This window comes from Polyangium sp. 15x6 (assembly GCF_029960785.1).
In the GTDB taxonomy this organism is placed as follows: Bacteria; Myxococcota_A; Polyangia; order Polyangiales; family Polyangiaceae; genus Polyangium.
This window is the reverse complement of record NZ_JASBQE010000015.1, coordinates 73,468-90,676: the sequence shown is the minus strand read 5'-3', so window position 1 is coordinate 90,676 and position 17,209 is coordinate 73,468. Positions and strand designations below refer to the sequence as shown.

The window sequence follows — 17,209 nt, the reverse complement described above, 5'->3', positions numbered from 1 at the left end:
TAGAGGCGAGATGAGCAAGTTTGCCCTGAACACCGCGCTCCCCCGCTACCTGCGGGACACACAGCAGCGCGTCGAGGCCGTGGCGCGCGACTATGGCCTCGACTTCTTCCCCGTGATCTTCGAGATCCTGACGTACGACCAGATGAACGAGATCGCCGCGTACGGCGGTTTCCCGAGCCGGTATCCGCACTGGCGGTACGGCATGGAGTACGAGCAGCTCTCGAAGAGCTACGAGTATGGCCTCTCGAAGATCTACGAGATGGTCATCAACAACAACCCCTCGTACGCCTATTTGCTCGAAGGGAACTCGCTGACGGATCAGAAGCTCGTGATGGCCCACGTGTACGCGCACGTGGACTTCTTCAAGAACAACTTCTGCTTCCGCTCGACCGACCTCGATCAGAAGGGGAACATCATCGATCCGGTCCGCAAGACGACGCCGTACGACCCCGATCGGCGCTGGATCGACAAGATGGCGAATCACGGCGCGCGCGTCGCGCGGCACATCGAGCGGCACGGCATCAACAAGGTCGAGGATTTCATCGATCGATGTCTGTCCCTCGAAAACCTCATCGACCCCTGGCAGCCGTTCTCGGGCCGCGGCGCCGCGAAGAAGGGCGACGAGGAGGAGGACGAGAAGCCGATCGAGGTGCCGCGGCTCCGGGCGAAGGAGTACATGGAATCCTTCATCAACCCGGAGGAGTACATCGAGGCCAAGAAGAAGCAGCTCGCGAAGGACAAACCCGAGCGCAAGGTCCCCGAGCGGCCCGAGCGGGACGTGCTCGGCTTCTTGCTCGATCACGCGCCGCTCGAGCGCTGGGAGCGCGACATCCTGGAGGTCATCCGCGACGAGACGCTCTATTTCGTGCCGCAGCGCCAGACGAAGATCATGAACGAGGGCTGGGCGGCGTACTGGCATTCGAAGATTCTCACGGAGAAGATCCTCGATGCCTCGGAGATCATCGATTACGCCGACAACAACGCGGGCGTCATGGCCACGGCGCCGGGCCGGCTGAACCCGTACAAGCTCGGGGTCGAGCTCTTCCGGTACATCGAGGAGCGCTGGAACAAGGGGCGCTTCGGCCGCGAATGGGAGGAGTGCAACGACCTCGACGCGAAGCGGAGCTGGGACATGCGCCTCGGCCTCGGCCGGCAGAAGATCTTCCAGGTCCGCGCGCTCTACAACGACGTCACGTTCATCGACGAGTTCTTGACCCCCGAATTCGTGCTGGAGCAGAAGCTCTACACGTTCGGTTTTTCGGGGCGAAACGATCGGTTCGAGATCGAGAGCCGTCAGTTCCGCGACGTGAAGGAGAAGCTGCTCTTCTCGCTCACGAACTTCGGCGATCCGTACATCCGCGTGGTCGACGCGAATCATCAGAATCGCGGCGAGCTCTTGCTCGAGCACCAGCACGGCGGCGTGGACCTCCGGGCCGATTACGCGCGCGAGACGCTCGTCTCGCTCGTCCGCTGCTGGAAGCGGCCCGTGGCCGTGGCGACGCGCCTCGACAACAAGCCCGTGCTCCTGCGTTACGACGGCAAAGAGCATTCGATGACCCCGTACAAGCTGTGATGAAGAACCGAGCCAGCCCGGGCGGCGTGATCACGCTCGTGATCCTCGCCGCCTGCGGCCCCGCCACGCAGCCCGCGCCCTCGCCCCCCCAACCGTTGCCGCCCACCACTTACGGAAGTGCTCCCGTAACCGCTTCCGCAACGGCTTCCGTACCTGCGCCCGCTTCCGCGCCCGCGTCCGCGACGCCGCCTCCGGGCTCCGGGGTCCCGCTCGACGCGCCCGTCTCCACCGAGCAGGCCGCGCAGCCGGCGCCGTCGAAGCTCGCGCGCGGCACGGGGACGCCCGCGGACAAGGCGCTCGCCGAGGGCGACGAGGCGTTCGCGAAGGGCGATTTTCCGGCGGCGGAGAAGGCGTACAAGAAGGCGAAGACGCTCGCGCCGAAGGATGCCGCGCCGGTCGTCGGCCTCGTGCGGACGCGCCTGTCCGCCGAGGATGCGCCCGTCGATTACGGCGCCGCGCCCACGCACCCCGGGCTGCTCCAGGCGGTGAAGGATCTCGAAGCGATCCTGCAAAAAGAGCCCGCGTATGCGCCGGCGCACCTCGAGCTCGGCCGCACGCTCCTCGTCCTCGGCCGCGCCGACGCCGCGCTCGCCGCCTTGCGCAAGGCCACCGAGCTTTCGCCGAACGACGTCGAGGCGCACTCCGCGCTCGGGGTCGGGCTCGTCGCGACGGGGCAGCTCGAACCAGCGGTCCGCGAGCTCGAACGCGCCGCCGAGATCGAGCCCGGCGTGGCCGAGCGACAGACGAACCTCGGCACGGCCCTGCTCGCGCTCGGCCGGCGGGAGCAGGCCGTCCGCGCCTACGAGCGCGCCGCGCGCCTCGCCCCGAACGACGCCCGCGTCCAGAACGACCTCGGCACCGCGCTGCTCACGCTGAACGACACCGATCGCGCGGTTCGATGCCTGGAGACGGCCGTCGCGCGGGATCCGCGCCGCGCCACGTACCGTTCGAACCTCGGCTATGCGATCGCGCAGAAGGGCGACCTCGAGCGCGCGAAGGTCGTCTACCGCGAGGCGCTCGCGCTCGATCCGGCGCTCGTGAGCGCGTGGGTGAACCTCGGCAACGCCCTCGCCAAGCAGCGCAAACTCGTGGAGGCGCGCGAGGCGTACGAGAAAGCGCAGGCCCTCGATCCCGAGGATCCGCGCGTCAAGGCCGTGCTCCTCGAGCTCTCTGCGCTCGAGAAGGGCAGCGGGCCCGGTTCATCGGACAAACGCTGAGCCGAGCGAACCCTCGCACGCTTTTTTCGTCACCGCGTGGCGGAACGTGAACATCTTTTCGAGCTTCCGCCGCGCGAACGCCCCGCCGAACAGCGCGCCGAGCGGGCCGAGCGGCAGCGCGTAATCGATGTGGTCGACGAGGAAGGTCCCGCCTTCGCCGTCCGGCTCCATCGTGTGCGTGTGGACCCACCGGGCGAACGGCCCTTCGATCACCGTATCCTGGAACATCCGCCCTTTTTCGTATGCCGTGTGCACGGCCACGAGGCGTTGTTTCACGGGACCGATGTACGTCTCGAGCACGGTCCGCGCGCCCTTCTCCAGGCCACCGCTGCGTTCGAGGATGCGGGCATGCTCCCACGGCGGCAAGAGGAGGTTCAGCGCGTCCGGACGCTCGTGGAACGCGAAGACGACCTCGGGCGGGGCCTGGATCCGGGTACGTTTCTCGAAGACGGGCACGCGCCTGGCCTATAAGCCGGATTCGGCCGCGCTCAAAGGCTTGACCTGGGGGGGGTTTGGCGCTTTTATGGCCGGCGTCCCGGAAGACCCAGCATGAGCATCGACGCCGACGACATCGTGGCCGTGGGCGGCAGCCTGGAGCCGCGTGTGCTCGTCGAGGCGTACCGACGCGGGGTTTTTCCCTGGCCGATCGACGGGCTCGATGTCTTGCCCTGGTTTTGCCCGAAAGAACGGGCGATCCTCGATTTCTCGCGGATCCACCTCTCGCGCAGCCTCCGCCGCGAGCTCCGGAAGACCCCGCTCCGCTGCACGGTGGATCAAGGCTTCGACGCGGTCATCGAGCGCTGCGCCGAGGTCCCGCGGCCCGGGCAGGACGGCACGTGGATCACGCCGGAGCTGATGGACGCCTACAAGGAGATGAACCGGCTCGGCTTCGCGCACAGCGTCGAGGTATGGGACGAGGCGGGCGCGCTCGTGGGCGGCATTTATGGCGTCTGCGTCGAGGGATATTTCTCGGCGGAGAGCATGTTCCACCTCACGCCGAATGCGTCGAAGGTCGCGCTTTTGTATCTCGTGGACCACCTCGGCAAGGCGGGCTGCGATTGGATCGACATCCAGGTGATGACGCCGCACATGAAGGCGCTCGGCGCCATCGTCCTCACCCGCAAGCAGTTCCTCGAACGGCTCGCTCGGACGCGGACCATGGGGCTCCGGCCGTTCAAGCCGTGAGCTTGCTTGCTAGAACTCCCTCCTTGACATTTGGTTCCGGCCCGGATATTTCGTACACGAAACATCCGTGGCGGCCTCCCTCCCTCCCGAAACCAAGCCCGAGGTGGATGCGATCGTCGAGACGATGATCTACCTCTATACCGAGTCGCGCCGCCTGACGAAGGGCCTGGCGGCGCAGTTCGGGCTCACAGGCCCGCAGCTCACCGTCATCAAGCTCTTGCAGGAGCTCGGCGACCTGTCGCTCTCGTCGCTGTCCGAGCGCATCCGGGCCCAGAACAGCACGGTGACCGGGATCATCGACCGCATGGAGCGCGAGGGGCTCGTCAAGCGCGAGCGCTCGACCACGGATCGGCGGGTCGTTTACATCCGGCTCAGCGAAAAAGGTCAGAAGCTCGCGCGGGAGATCCAGGTCGAGCCGATGGAGATCTTCCGGAGCGCGCTGACGGATCTGTCGCAGGGCGATCTCGAACATTTGCTGCGCATCCTGACCAAGCTGCAAAAGCGCGTCGTCTCGCACGTCGAGGGCCGCGTGTCCGAGGTGGAGGGCGCTCCCCGCGCAGGGGAAGAAGAGGAGAAGCCATGAAGGAGAAGCCGTCGTTCACGGGCGAGGCCAAGAAGCCCGGCGTGCGTGATCCCGATATCTGCGTCGTCACCTGCGCCGTCACGGGCGTCCTCGCCAATCGCAAGCAAAACCCGGGCATTCCGTACACGCCGGTGGAGATCGCCGACGAATGCAAGCGCGCCTATGACGCCGGCGCCTCGGTCGTGCACATCCACGCCCGGAACGACGAAGGCGGCCCGACCTTCTCGCCTGCCGTCTTCGCCCGCATCAAGGAAGAGGTCCGCGCCCGCTGTCCGATCATCCTCAATTTCTCGACGGGCACGATCCTCGAAGACGTGTCCGATCAATGCACGTACGTGCGCGAGAGCAAGCCCGAGATCGCTGCCCTCAACATGGGCACGATGAACTACGCGAAGTACTCGGCCAAGCGCAAGCAATTCGATTTCGACATGGTGTTTCCGAACACCTATTCGAAGATCATCAAGCTGCTCGAGGTGATGAACGAGGCGGGCGTGAAGCCCGAGCTCGAGTGCTTCGACACGGGGCACACGCACGGGATCGCGCCGCTGCTCGACATGGGCGTGCTCCGGCCGCCGCTCCAGTTCTCGTTCATCGTGAACGTGCTCGGCGGCATTCCGGCGCATGTCGAGTCGCTCCAGCTCCAGACGAAGATCATGCCCGCCGGATCGGAGTGGGAGGTCATCGGGATCAGCCACGGCGCCTGGCGCATGATCGCCACGGCGCTCGTGCTCGGCGGCAACGTCCGCTGTGGTCTCGAGGACCACTTCTATCTGCCGAATGGCGAGATGGCGAAATCGAACGGTGAGCTCGTCGAGACCGCGGTGCGGCTCGTGCGCGACGTGGGCCGGCGGCCGGCGACGGTCGAGGAGGCGCGGGAGATCCTCTCGCTCGGAGCGCCGCGATGACGACGGCGCGCGCCTATGGGTTTCTGGAGGTCGCCGCGAAGGAGAACGGCGCCCTCTGGATCGCCCTGAAAAACCCGCCCAAGAAAAACGCCATCGGCCCCGCGATGGTGAACGAGCTGCTCTGGGCGCTCGAAGACGCGGCCGCCGCCGATTCGGTGCGATCGATCGTCCTGACGGGCGCGGGCGACGCGTTCTGCGCCGGCGGCGATTTCACGCAGATGAGCTCGTCCGGGCCGGGCTCGGAATTGCCGCCGAAGGGCGATTACGCGGATCTCTTGCTCGCCATCACGCGCTCGCCGAAGCCGCTCGTCGCGCGGGTGAACGGGGTCGCGATGGGCGGCGGGCTCGGGCTCGTGGCGGCTTGCCATTTCGCGGTCGCCGCGCGCGGGATCAAGCTCGGCACGCCCGAGATCAACCGGGGCCTCTTCCCGATGATGATCATGGCCGTGCTGGCGCGCGTCGTACCGCAGCGGCGCCTGCTGGAGATGATGCTCTTCGGCGACAAACTCGAGGCCGACGAGGCGGCGGCGATCGGGCTCGTCGGAAAGGCCGTCGACGCGGACGGGCTCGACGCCGAGGTCGCGCGGATCACGGGGCAGATCGCGAGCAAGAGCCCGATCACGGTCAAGCTCGGCCTCGAAGCGTTCGCCGCGCAAGCCGATCTCGCACTCGAACATGCATTGCCTCTCTTGCGCGAGCGCCTCGGGGCCGTGCTCTCGACGGACGACGCGCGGGAAGGCCTGATGGCGTTCCTGGAAAAACGCACCCCCAAATGGACGGGTAAATGACCCATGGACATGCGTGAGCTCTTGAAGGACCTCGAGGCCCGGCGCGCCGAGGTGCGCAAGATGGGCGGCGAGGACAAGGTCGCGAAGCAACATTCGCGCGGAAAGCTGACCGCCCGCGAGAGGCTCGCCGCGTTCTTCGACGACGGCGTCCATTTCGAGGTCGGCATGCACGGCACGCAGATGGGCCTCGCCGCCGGCGACGGCAAGGATCGCCCGCCGTCCGACGCCGTCGTCTGCGCCTTCGGCAAGGTCGACGGCCGCATGGTCTGCGCCGCTGCCTACGATTTCACGGTCAAGGGCGGCAGCATCGGCCATACCGGCGAGGAAAAGGTCACGCGATTGCGCCAGATGGCCCTGCGCGGCCGCTGGCCCATGGTGTGGTTCATCGATTCCGCCGGCGCGCGTATCGACCCGGGATCGAGCCACCCCGACACGATCTCGCTCTTCGCGGGCAGCGGCCACCTCTTCCGCGAGCAGGTCGTCATGAGCGGCGTCGTCCCGCAGGTCGCGGCCATGGTCGGCCCCGGCGCCGCGGGCACGGCCTACATTCCGGGCCTCGCCGATTTCGTACCGATGGTGAAGGAAATCGGCTCCATGGCCCTCGGCGGCCCGCCGCTCGTCAAGGCCATGACCGGCGAGGACATCTCCGAGCAGGACCTCGGCGGCTCGAAGATCCATTCCACGAAGAGCGGCGTCGGCGACGGCGAATTCAAGAACGACGCCGAATGCATCGCGGCGATCAAGAAGTACCTCTCGTTCTTCCCGTCGCATTGCGAGGAGGAGCCGCCGCGCCTCGCCGTGACCGACCCCACGGATCGCCGCGAGGAGTCGCTGCTCGACCTGCTCCCCGAGAACCCGCGCAAAGCGTACGACATGTACAAGCTCATCGCGGCGATCGTGGACCACGGCGAGTATTTCGACATCAAGCCCCGCTTCGCGCGCCAGATCATCACGTGCCTCGCGCGCATCGGGGGCCAGAGCGTCGGCATCGTGGCGAACCAGCCGAACCACATGGGCGGCGTGCTCGACGTCGACTCGTCCGACAAGGCCGCGCGGTTCATGCAGATCTGCGACGCCTTCAACATCCCGCTCGTGTTTCTGCAGGACGTACCCGGCTTCATGATCGGGTCGAAGGTCGAGCACGAGGGCATCATCCGGCACGGGGCGAAGATGCTGCACGTCATGAGCGCCGCGACCGTCCCCAAGGTCACGGTCGTCGTGCGTAAGGCCTATGGCGCCGGCTATTACGTGATGTGCGGCCGCGCCTACGAGCCGGACCTCATCGTCGGGTGGCCGACCGGCGAGATCAGCGTCATGGGCCCCGAGGGCATGCTCGGCATCGCCGCGCGCAAGCTCTTCGGCGACGCCCCGCCGCCGCCGGAGCTCAAGCAGCAGATGGTCGACATGCTCCAGAAGAACATCGACATCATGAAGGTCGCCGGCTGGGGCCTCATCGATGACGTCATCGATCCGCGAGACACGCGGCGCGCCGTGGCCTGGGGCCTCGAGCTCGCGCGGCACAAGCGCATCGAGCGGCCCTTCAAGAAGCGCGGCATCATTCCCGTTTGACCCCTCCGCGCCCTGCGATCCCGCGCGTTTCCACCGTTCGGCGCGACATCCATGTCGTTGGGGTGCAAACGTTGCGGGCCTCGCGTCGGGGCGCGGACGATGCGCGCTGGACGCCATGTGCTTGGCGTCCTCGCAACAAATACTGTCGGAGCCTGCCCGACCCATGCTACGGTGAAACGTCGGCGCAGATCTTGGATAGAGGTCGTTGCGCTGGTGGTCGCCGAAGCATCTCTCCGCCCGGACAACAGGGCTGACCGCGAGGAAACGATGAACAACGAGCAGAAGCTTCTGGTCCAGAAGACCTTCGAGATGGTCGCGCCGATTGCGGACGTGGCCGCCGGACTATTTTACGGCCGGCTCTTCGAGGTCGATCCGTCTCTCAAGCCCCTCTTCCGGGGTGACATGAAGGACCAGGGCAAGAAGCTCATGTCCACGCTGAAGGTGGCGGTCCAGGCGCTCGATCGCCTCGATGCGCTGATCCCGACCGTCCAGGCGCTCGGTCGCCGCCACCTGGCCTACGGTGTGCGCGACGATCACTACGACACAGTCGGTGCGGCGCTCCTCTGGACGCTGGAAAAGGGCCTCGGCGAGGCGTTCACGCCCGAGGTCAAGGAAGCGTGGGCCACGGTCTACGGCGTGCTCGCGAAGGTCATGAAGGACGCGGCGAACGAGGTCGCGCCGCTCTCGCTCCGCACGCCGCTCTCGCGCCGCGGCAGCGCGCATCGCATGCCCGCCGTCAAGCGTCCCTCGTACCGCCCGCCGATGGGCCGTCCGTCGATGCCGCCCGGCTCGCGCATGCCGGCCTCGATCCAGGCCCTCTACGGCGGCGCGAACTCGCAAGCGGCGCCGTCTTCGAAGAGCGGCGCGTCGCCGAGCACGCGCCTGCCCCGCATCTCGAACCCGCCCACGATCACCTGATCTCGCGCGCTTCTCGTCTCCGCTCCCACGCCGCCTTCACCTTGCGCGGCGTGGGCCTCGCCGTCGGCCTGCTCGCCCTCGTGAACCTCGCGGGCGAGGCCTTGCGGCCTCCCTTCGATTCGACACACACCTGGCTCGGCGACGCGGGTTTGCCGCGGCCGATCTTCCGCGTCCTCGAGCTCGCCTCCGCCGTCGTCCTCCTGTGGCACGCGGCGCGGCCCTTGCGCCCGGCGTGGGCGCGCCTCGGGGGGGCGATCGTGGTCGGGATCGGGGCCGCGCTCGCCGCGCGCGACGTCGCCACGTTTTACGGCGTCCTCGCGAGCGGGGCGATCCATGGCCCGGCGTTTGTCCCGGCTTCCCTGGTCGTCCTGGTTTGTCTCTCCGCGCTCGCGGCGAGCATCGCGACGGATCGCGCGGATCGTCCTCGATGGTCGCTCGCGCGGGCGGCCGCGTGCGGGGCCGTGACGGCGGCGAGCTTCGTGGCCATGCCGCTTCTCCTCATGGTCACGCTCGGCCCGACGCGGTACGAACGCCGGGCGGACTGCGCGATTGTGTTCGGGGCGCGCGTCTGGGACGACGGCACGCCGTCGCTCGCGCTCTCGGATCGCGTGGACGAGGCGATTCGCCTCTACCAGCAGGGGCTCGTCGGGGCGCTCGTGATGAGCGGCGCTGTCGACGACCACAATGGTTTTTCGGAGCCCGAGGTGATGCGCGCGCGCGCGGTCGCGGCGGGCGTGCCCAAGGACGCGGTGATCCTCGACGAGGCGGGCATCACGTCCTCGTGGACGGCGCGGAACGGGGCGCTCTTGATGCGTCGCCACGGCTTTTCGCGGGCGATCGCGGTGACGCATTATTATCACGAGCCGCGCGTGAAGATGCTCTTCGAGCGCGCGGGCGTGGCGGTGTACACGGTGCCCGCGCGCATGAGCCGGCGGCTCTTGAAGGAGCCGTGGTTCATCGTCCGCGAGGTCCTCGCGTACTGGCATTCGTTCCTGTTCCAGTAGCCCCGCGCGACCCTCGTGACGCGGCGCTCGTCGGTATGGTACGACGGGCGAACACGGCCCACGGGGATCGGGGGAGGTCTTTCGGGGCCCGCGAGGGGCGTCATCGACACGGCAAAGCTCACCCCCGGAACGGTCCTCGGGCAGAAGTACCAGATCATCAAGCGCCTCGGCGCCGGTGGGATGGGCGAGGTGCTGCTCGCGAGTGATCTCGCCCTCGATCGGTTCGTCGCGATCAAGATCCTGCGACCCGAGCTGTCCACGCTTCTCGAGACCGACGCGCGTTTCCGCCGTGAAGCGCGCCTGCTCGCCCGCCTGAGCCACCCGAACGTGGTCGTCGTCCACGCCTTCGGCAGTGCCTCGACGGAGCTGCACTACATCGTGATGGAGTACGTGCGCGGCGAGTCGCTCGACGAACGCCTGCGCCGCGTGGGCCGGCTCGAGCCCGCGCTCGTCGGCCACGTGATGGCCCAGGTCGGCAGCGCCGTTGCCGAGGCCCACCGGAGCGGCATCGTCCATCGCGACCTGAAGCCCGGCAACGTGCTGCTCACGACCCTCGCGGGCGACGCGTGTTTCGTGAAGGTCGTCGACTTCGGCGTGGCCAAGGCGTTTGGCCTCGATGGCGGCCCCGAGCTCGCCGTCGACGGCCAGGTGAGCGGCACACCCGCGTACATGGCGCCCGAGCAGATCGAGGCGAACGACGTCGACGGGCGCGCGGACATCTACGCGCTCGGGATCATGGCCTGCGAGCTCGTCACCGGGGCGCGGCCCTTCGACGAGTCCGGCGGCCTCGCCCGCCTCTTCGCCGCGCGCCTCGAAGGCACCCTGACCTTGCCCTCGCGCCTCCGTCCGGACCTCGGCATCTCCGCGGGGATCGACGCCGTCATCGGCCGAGCGCTCCGGACAAACCCCGGCGATCGCTACCAGACCGTCGAGCACTTCACGCACGAGCTTTTGCGCGAGCTCCGATCACTCGACGCGGGCGGGGGCGCCGTCACCGATCGTCCCCCGAGCCCGTCCTCGCCCGCGCCGATCGAGCTCTCCGAGACCATCGTCGTCGGCGCCGATGGCACCCTCGGGCCGCTGCCCGGCGTGACCTCGCTCCTCGAAGGCGCGTCGCGGCCTTTCCCCACGGCCGTCGGCTCGGGCGCGTGGGCGCCCCGCGAGGCCAAGGACGCGCGCTCGGTCCGCAGCGCCACGGTCCTCTATGTCGACCTCACCCTCGGCGCGCTCGACGCCTCGGTCGATCTGGAAGAGCACCTCGATTGCCTCGCCGTCGTCGGCGCGCGCCTCGAGCAGGTCCTCGCGCGTCACGGCGGCGAGCCCATCGGGCCCTTCACTGATCGCGCGCTTTGCCTCTTCGGGCCCGAGGGCGCGGCCGAGAACGACGCCGAGCGCGCCCTCGACGCCGCCCTCTCGCTCCGCGCCGCGCTCGGCGCGCTCTCCTCCGACCCCACGTTCCCGCCCTCGTTCAAGCTCGGCGTGCGCCTCGGCATCGACGCCGGCCGCGTCGTCTCCACCCAGCCGCGTGGCGGCGGCGTCCCCTTCGTCTCGGGCGCGCCCGTCTTCGAGGCCCGCGGCCTCGCGCGCGCCGCTTCCTCCGGCGAGATTGTCGCGACGCACGCCGTCCTCCGCCGCGTCCGCGGCCTCTACGAGACCACGAGCGCGGGCGCCGACGTCCCCGGCCGCCGCGTCGCGTCGAAGAAATCCACCGCGTATCTCGGGACGAACGAGATCCACGGCGTTCGCATCTCGCTCATCGGGCGCGACGAAGAGCTCTCCGTCTTGCGCGCCGTCCTCGCGCGGGCCCGCATGGAGCAAAAGCCCGAGGTCGTCGTCGTCACCGGACCCGCGGGCGTTGGCAAGAGCCGGCTCTGCATGGCGCTCGTGGAGGAGCTCGAAGAGCGCGAGGGGGAGACCTACTACTTCGAGATGGGCCGCTCGACCCCGGCGGGGCAAGGCGTCCCGTACGAGCCGTTTCTCCAGGCCATCCGCCACCGCGCGCGGGTCGTCGACGACGACGGCCCCGAGCAGGTCCGCGCCAAGCTCGACCACTACATTCGCCGCTACTGCGCCGTCGATCCCACGACGCTCGGCGAGGCCGAGGTCGAGCTCGGTCGCAACCTCGGCGCGCTGCTCGGCGTGGGCACGAGCGGCGACGCGACCGCCGAGCGCGACGTCGTGGCCGGCGACGAGGCGCAAAAAAAGGTGCTCTTCGACGCCGTGGCCGAGGCCTACCGCAGGCTCGCCACGCGCACGCCGCTGCTGTTCTTGCTCGAAGATTTCGAGTGGGCCACGGCGACGACGAAGGCCCTGCTCGGCCACGTGATCGAGCGCCTCGCGGGCTACCCCGCGCTGTTCGTCCTGGTGAGCCGCGCCGAGGGCGCCGCCGCGCCGGATCTCTCGTTCCTCCGCGATGCCTCGGGCGTCGTCACGATCCCGGTCGACCCGCTCGAAGACGACGCGTGCGAGGCGCTCATCCGGCACGTCCTCCGCGCGCTCATCGACGTGCCCGCGGGGCTCGTGCGGCAGATCGCGGCGCTCGCGGGCGGCGTGCCGCTGATCGTCGAGGAGACCGTGCACCAGCTCGTCGACGAGGGCGTGCTCGTCGTCGGCGAGGGCACGTGGCGGCTCTCGTCGTCGCGGGCGGCGAGCGTGCGCCTGCCCGAGACGTTGGAGCAGCTCCTCCTCGGGCGCCTCGATCGGCTCGAACCGCGCCTCAGCGAGGCCGTGGAGGCCGCGGCCGTGGCGGGCCGTAGGTTCTGGCCGTCGCTGCTCGGCGAGCTCCTGGAAGGGCGCTTCGAGCCGCGCTCGCTCGCCGAGCTCGTGCGCCGCGGCATCTTCGCGCACCGCCGCGACGCGATGCTGGCCGGCGAGCTCGATTATGCGTTCACGCAGGCGGCCTTGCAGGAGGTCGCGCAGCGGCGCGTGCCCAAGGCGCGAAGGCGCGCGCTCCATAGAGCCGCGGCGCTCTGGCTCGAGCGCGCCACGGGCGGCTCCCCCGGCCCGCACGACGACCTCATCGGCCACCACTTCCGCGAGGCCGGCGAGCTCGCCCTCGCCTTGCCGTACAAGCGCCGCGCGGCGGAGCGCGCCATTCGCACCCACGCCATCGAGGAGGCCGTGCGGATGCTCGAAGCGGCGCGCGAGATCCTCCTCGAAATGCCCTCCTCGGCCATGGACGAGGCCACGCGGCTCGGCGAGCTCCTCTCGCTCGCGGGCAGCCTCGCGCACGAGCTCGTTCTCGCGGGCAGCCTCGCGCGCGCCATCGAGGTCGCCGACGACGCGCTCGCCCGCGCCGCCGAGCGCGACGATTTCGCCGACGAAAAGGCCCGCGTGGCCATCGAAAAAGGCTGGGCGCTCGAGCACTCCGGGCGATATGCGGACGCGCGAGAATCGTTTGTCCGAGCAGAACAATGGCTCGGCGAGGACGAGAGCCTGCTCGCGCTGCGGGCGCTCACGGGCGCGATGGGGGCGAGCGTGCACCTCGGGGATCACCGCGACTGCGCCGAGCGTCTCCGCCGCGTGCTCGAATCGCACGAAAAAGGCGACGCCGCCGCGCGCACGCAGGAATGGGAGCGGGCGCTCTCGTCGGCCTACCGCGTCCTCGGGAACGGCTATCTGCACACCGGCCGGTACGACGAGGGCGAGCCGACCTACCAGCGGGCCATCGATCGCGCCATCGCGGCGAACGCGCCCGTCGAGGCCGTCGACGCCTACAACGGGCTCGCCGCGCTCCATTACTTCCGCGGCCGCCTCGATCTGGCCGAATCCACCTGGCGGGCGGCGCTCGAACAGACCGAGCGCTGGGACCTCGTCCAGCACCGCTCGGTCATCCTGAGCAACGTCGGCGAGCTCGAGCTCGCCCGCGGTGACGCCCGCGCGGCCATCCGCACGCTCTCGCGGGCCGAGGTCCTGCACCAGCGGCTCGGCTCTTTGCGTGGCCTCGCCGAGGCGCAACGCGCGCTCGCCGAATGCCACCTGGTCACGGGCGAGCTCGACGCGGCGAAGGGGCACGCCGAGCGCTGCATCGAGCTCGCGGACCGCATGAGCTCGCCTTACATGCGGGGCACGGCGCGCCGCACGATGGCGCGCGTGCTCCACGCGCGCGCGAAGGGCGACGGAGCGGCGCTCGCCGAGGCGAGCCGCTTTCTCGACGAGAGCATCTCGATCTTCGAATCCGCGAACATGGGCAAGCTCGCCGAGGAGACGAGGGCGCTCGCGGCGTCGCTATCGGGCTGAGCGGGGGGAGGCGGGCGCGCGTCAGCGACGGCGCCCGCCGGGGTGGGATCACAGATCGGACGTGTCGACGCCGACCGGGAAGGCGGGAGCGACCGGCGGGACGTCGGCCTCGTTCGTATCGAGGGCGAGGCCGTCCGTGTTCTGGACGATGATCGACCCTTCGCTGTTCTTTTCGAAGACGTTGTTCGTCATGACGCACGTATTCGCCGCCCCGAAGAACAATGCGCCCACGCGCGCGTTCGCGCTGATCGTGTTCTTGTCGACGTGCGCGCTCGCGCCCGCGTACACGCCGAGCCCGTCGCCGATCTTGGTGAGGATCCCGTTCGCCTTGATGTCTCCCGCGATCGTCCCGCTGATGCTCGGGTTCTGCACGATGATCGCCCGGGCATTGTTGGTCACGCCGATCCCGACGTAATGGTTCCCCTCGACGCGGTTCTGGGCAATTCGAATGCCCACGGTCTGGTCCGCGTTCGGGGCGGTGCCGGCGTTCGATTGCACCCAGATCCCGGCCCCGCGCTTGGTGTCGTCGGCGTTGGCCACCACCTCGTTTTGCACGATGATCCCGCGCGCCTTCTCGCCCGAGAAGAGAATCCCGACGCGGTCGTTGCCCTCGACCACGTTCTTGCTCTCGGGCTTCTCGCCGCCGATCTCCACGTAGGCCTCGCCGACCTTGCTGTCGCCGATCACCCGGATGCCGTCCGCAAGCCCTCCGGACATGCGGCTCTTCGTGTTCTTCACCTGGTTCTGCACGATGATCGCGCGCGAGCCGAGGATCGTGATGCCGCCCTCGGCATTCTCGCTGATCTCGTTCCCCACGAGGGAAACCTCGCCGAGCGTGCTCTGCACCCAGATCCCCGCGAAGCCGCCGTTCTGCACGATGATGCTGCGCTCGACCTTCGCCGCCGCGGCAGCGTTGGTGTACACGCCCGCGCCCTCGGATTGCACGATGATCGTCCGCTGGACGATGATGCTGCCGCTGTCGGTGGCCATCACGCCGTGGCCGTCCTCGTTCACCGCGACCGTGCCCTCGATTCGTGAGTCCTGGAGCACGGCGTTGCCGCCCTTCTGCACCCAGATCCCCGCGCCCTGGGGCTTTTGCACGATGATCCCGCGCAGGACCACGGTCGAGCCCTCCACCGTGATCGCGTACGGCGAGGGCGCTTGCACGATGATGCTCGCATTCTCCGGCTCGCCGCGCGTGTTCGCGCCGAGCACCTCCACGGTCTTCGTGATGCTCAGGTTCTCGGCATACGTCCCGGCGTCGACGAGCACCGCGCCGCCCTGGGCCGACGCGTCGATCCCCTGCTGGATGCTCGCGAACGGCCGCTCCGCCGAGCCGTCCCCGTCCCGCGCGCCGCAGGTCGCGGATACGTACACCGCGCTGCTCGCGCCCTTGGGCGCGTCGGCGTATGTGCCGCAGGCGGGCGTCGCCTGCGAATTGTCAGCCCCGCAGCCCCCGATCGGCAGCGCGGCGAGCAGTGCAGCCAGACGTACGAAATGCAATCGGTTCGTCATGGTCGTCCTTCCTTTCACGGCGTATCGAAGGTTTCGTGGGGCACGGGGTGACCGGCCTCTCCGGCCGCGACGATGTCGATCTTCCCGTTGTCGAGGAGGGTGTTCATTTCGAGGAAGGGCAGCTCGGCCACGCTTTGCACGATGATCGCGTATTCGCTGCCCGAAATGGTGTTCCCCTGGACCGTCGTGCCGCTCGCCGGGCCTTCGAGCAAGACGGCCGAGCGCCCGTTCGCCGCGAGCACGTTGTTCTTGATCGACGCGTGACCGCCGCCGAACACCACGATGCCCTCGCCCGCGTTCGCCGTCACGCCGTTCGCCGTCCAGGGTTTTGCGATCGCGCTCCCGATCGACGGATTCTGCACGATGATCGCCCGGGAATTGCCGCCCACGCCGATGTTCGCGAAGCCATTGCCCGAGGCGACGTTCTGCTCGATCGTGATCGGCGCGAGCGCGCCGGCGCCCGATTGCACCCAGATGCCCGCGCCGCGCTTCGCCGTGTCCGCGGCGCCGTTGCCCTTCACCGTGTTCTGCACGATGATGCCCCGCGCGTCGCCCGAGAACAGCACGCCGAGCCGCGCATTGCCGCTGATCTCGTTGCCTTGCAGCGAAGCCTCGGCGAAGCCCTCCGACACGCCATTCACGAAATGCTCGGCCACGACGATCCCGTCGGCGCGATCGTCGCCGCTGCCGCCGACGGCAGTCTGGCCGACCGTGTTTTGCACGATGATCGCCCGCGAGCTCAGGACCGAGATGCCGGTCCCCGCGTTCGCCGCGATCATGTTGCCCGAGAGCGTCACGAACCCGCTCGATCGCTGCACCCAGATCCCGGCGACGCCCTTGTTCTGCGAGATCGTGCTGCCCGTGATCGTGCCGCGCGCGCCCTGCACGAGCACGCCCGTGTTGTCCGATTGCACGATGATCGTGCGCTGCACGATGATGCTCGCGTCGTCGGTCGCGAGGATCCCGTTGCCCCGCTCGAGCTCGCTTCCGCCGCTCTTCTCGGCCTTCGTCACCTTCGACCCGTCGATCGTCGCGGCGCCGCCTTGCACCCAGATCCCGGCCCCCTGGGGGTTCTGCACGATGATCCCGCGCAGCGTCACGTCCTTCGATTGCACGATGATCGCGTTCGGTGCGGGCGCCTGCACGATGATCGAGGCCTCCTCGGCGGGCGTCTCGGGATCGGCGCCGAGGACGGTCAGCGGCTTGTCGATCACCACGTTTTCGAGGAAGATCGACTTGTTCATCAGCACGAGATAGTCGCCCGGCGCGCTCTCCTTCACCGCCTCCTGCAGGCTCCCGAAGGGTTTGTCCCGCGTGCCGTCTCCCTCGCCGGGCTTCGCGGTGCAGATCGTCGACACGTACCGGACCGTGGCGCTCGCGGGGATCCCGTCGAGCGTGGGGTATTGCCCGATCGCGCAGTCGTCGTTGCCGCCCTGCGAGCCGCCCTCCCCGCCGGAGCCGAAGCCTCCGTCGTCGCCTCCTTCGCCGCCGTTGCCGCCCGCGCCCGGGGTGCCGCTGGACTCGTTCCTGTCATCGGGCGCGTTCGACTCCGCCGGGACCTGGAAGCATCCCGCGGTCATCCCCACGACGCCGCACAAAAGCAAACCCGCACGCATCCACGCGTCACGCATGAGACGGACCTCCGCTAAGGAAAAAAAGTAGGCACCTGACTATAAATGTCGACGCCCCGCGCCACAAGGCGGCTCGCGGATC

At 68.8% G+C, this 17,209-nt stretch carries 13 protein-coding genes; 10 read left to right on the top strand and 3 right to left on the bottom strand.

Going from position 1 to position 17,209, the window contains the following annotated elements:
- Positions 1-10: 10 nt before the first annotated feature.
- Together QHF83_RS13685 and QHF83_RS13680 are read left to right on the top strand one after the other, a co-directional pair.
- On the top strand, positions 11-1,573 hold the full coding sequence (locus QHF83_RS13685) for a SpoVR family protein (protein WP_282418256.1): 1,563 nt from the start codon (positions 11-13) through the stop codon (positions 1,571-1,573).
- Entirely contained in the window at positions 1,573-2,790 is a 1,218-nt protein-coding gene (locus QHF83_RS13680) for a tetratricopeptide repeat protein (protein ID WP_282418255.1), read from the top strand. Before QHF83_RS13685 ends, QHF83_RS13680 begins: the two co-directional genes overlap by 1 nt.
- On the opposite strand, the gene QHF83_RS13675 is transcribed toward QHF83_RS13680, so the two are convergent.
- Positions 2,773-3,246 (bottom strand): SRPBCC family protein, encoded by a 474-nt coding sequence (locus QHF83_RS13675; protein WP_282418254.1) that lies wholly within the window; start codon positions 3,244-3,246, stop codon positions 2,773-2,775. The two genes, QHF83_RS13680 and QHF83_RS13675, sit on opposite strands and share 18 nt — an antisense overlap.
- A gap of 93 nt (positions 3,247-3,339) precedes the next feature.
- Here QHF83_RS13675 and aat point away from each other — a divergent pair, with 93 nt between their 5' ends.
- From aat to QHF83_RS13635, 8 genes are all read left to right on the top strand, one after another.
- The gene (gene aat / locus QHF83_RS13670; protein ID WP_282418253.1) at positions 3,340-3,975 is read left to right on the top strand and encodes a leucyl/phenylalanyl-tRNA--protein transferase; all 636 of its coding nucleotides are present in this window, start codon (positions 3,340-3,342) and stop codon (positions 3,973-3,975) included.
- Between the two features lie 67 nt (positions 3,976-4,042).
- Positions 4,043-4,558 (top strand): MarR family winged helix-turn-helix transcriptional regulator, encoded by a 516-nt coding sequence (locus QHF83_RS13665; RefSeq protein ID WP_282418252.1) that lies wholly within the window; start codon positions 4,043-4,045, stop codon positions 4,556-4,558.
- Positions 4,555-5,463, top strand: coding sequence for a 3-keto-5-aminohexanoate cleavage protein (locus QHF83_RS13660; protein ID WP_282418251.1), 909 nt, complete (start codon positions 4,555-4,557; stop codon positions 5,461-5,463). Before QHF83_RS13665 ends, QHF83_RS13660 begins: the two co-directional genes overlap by 4 nt.
- On the top strand, positions 5,460-6,251 hold the full coding sequence (locus QHF83_RS13655; protein ID WP_282418250.1) for an enoyl-CoA hydratase-related protein: 792 nt from the start codon (positions 5,460-5,462) through the stop codon (positions 6,249-6,251). Before QHF83_RS13660 ends, QHF83_RS13655 begins: the two co-directional genes overlap by 4 nt.
- A 3-nt stretch (positions 6,252-6,254) precedes the next feature.
- Positions 6,255-7,820: an acyl-CoA carboxylase subunit beta gene (locus tag QHF83_RS13650; protein WP_282418249.1), complete on the top strand. Its 1,566-nt coding sequence runs from the start codon at positions 6,255-6,257 to the stop codon at positions 7,818-7,820.
- A 267-nt stretch (positions 7,821-8,087) separates the two neighbouring features.
- A complete protein-coding gene (locus QHF83_RS13645) occupies positions 8,088-8,738 on the top strand; it encodes a globin family protein (RefSeq protein WP_282418248.1) in 651 nt (216 codons plus the stop codon).
- 50 nt (positions 8,739-8,788) lie between these two features.
- Positions 8,789-9,742 (top strand): YdcF family protein, encoded by a 954-nt coding sequence (locus tag QHF83_RS13640; RefSeq protein ID WP_282418324.1) that lies wholly within the window; start codon positions 8,789-8,791, stop codon positions 9,740-9,742.
- 15 nt (positions 9,743-9,757) lie between these two features.
- A complete protein-coding gene (locus tag QHF83_RS13635) occupies positions 9,758-13,981 on the top strand; it encodes a serine/threonine-protein kinase (protein ID WP_282418247.1) in 4,224 nt (1,407 codons plus the stop codon).
- 48 nt (positions 13,982-14,029) lie between these two features.
- Here the strand turns inward: QHF83_RS13635 and QHF83_RS13630 are convergent, their stop codons facing one another.
- Together QHF83_RS13630 and QHF83_RS13625 are read right to left on the bottom strand one after the other, a co-directional pair.
- Positions 14,030-15,496 (bottom strand): right-handed parallel beta-helix repeat-containing protein, encoded by a 1,467-nt coding sequence (locus QHF83_RS13630; RefSeq protein ID WP_282418246.1) that lies wholly within the window; start codon positions 15,494-15,496, stop codon positions 14,030-14,032.
- Between the two features lie 14 nt (positions 15,497-15,510).
- Positions 15,511-17,127 (bottom strand): right-handed parallel beta-helix repeat-containing protein, encoded by a 1,617-nt coding sequence (locus tag QHF83_RS13625; protein WP_282418245.1) that lies wholly within the window; start codon positions 17,125-17,127, stop codon positions 15,511-15,513.
- Positions 17,128-17,209 lie beyond the last annotated feature (82 nt).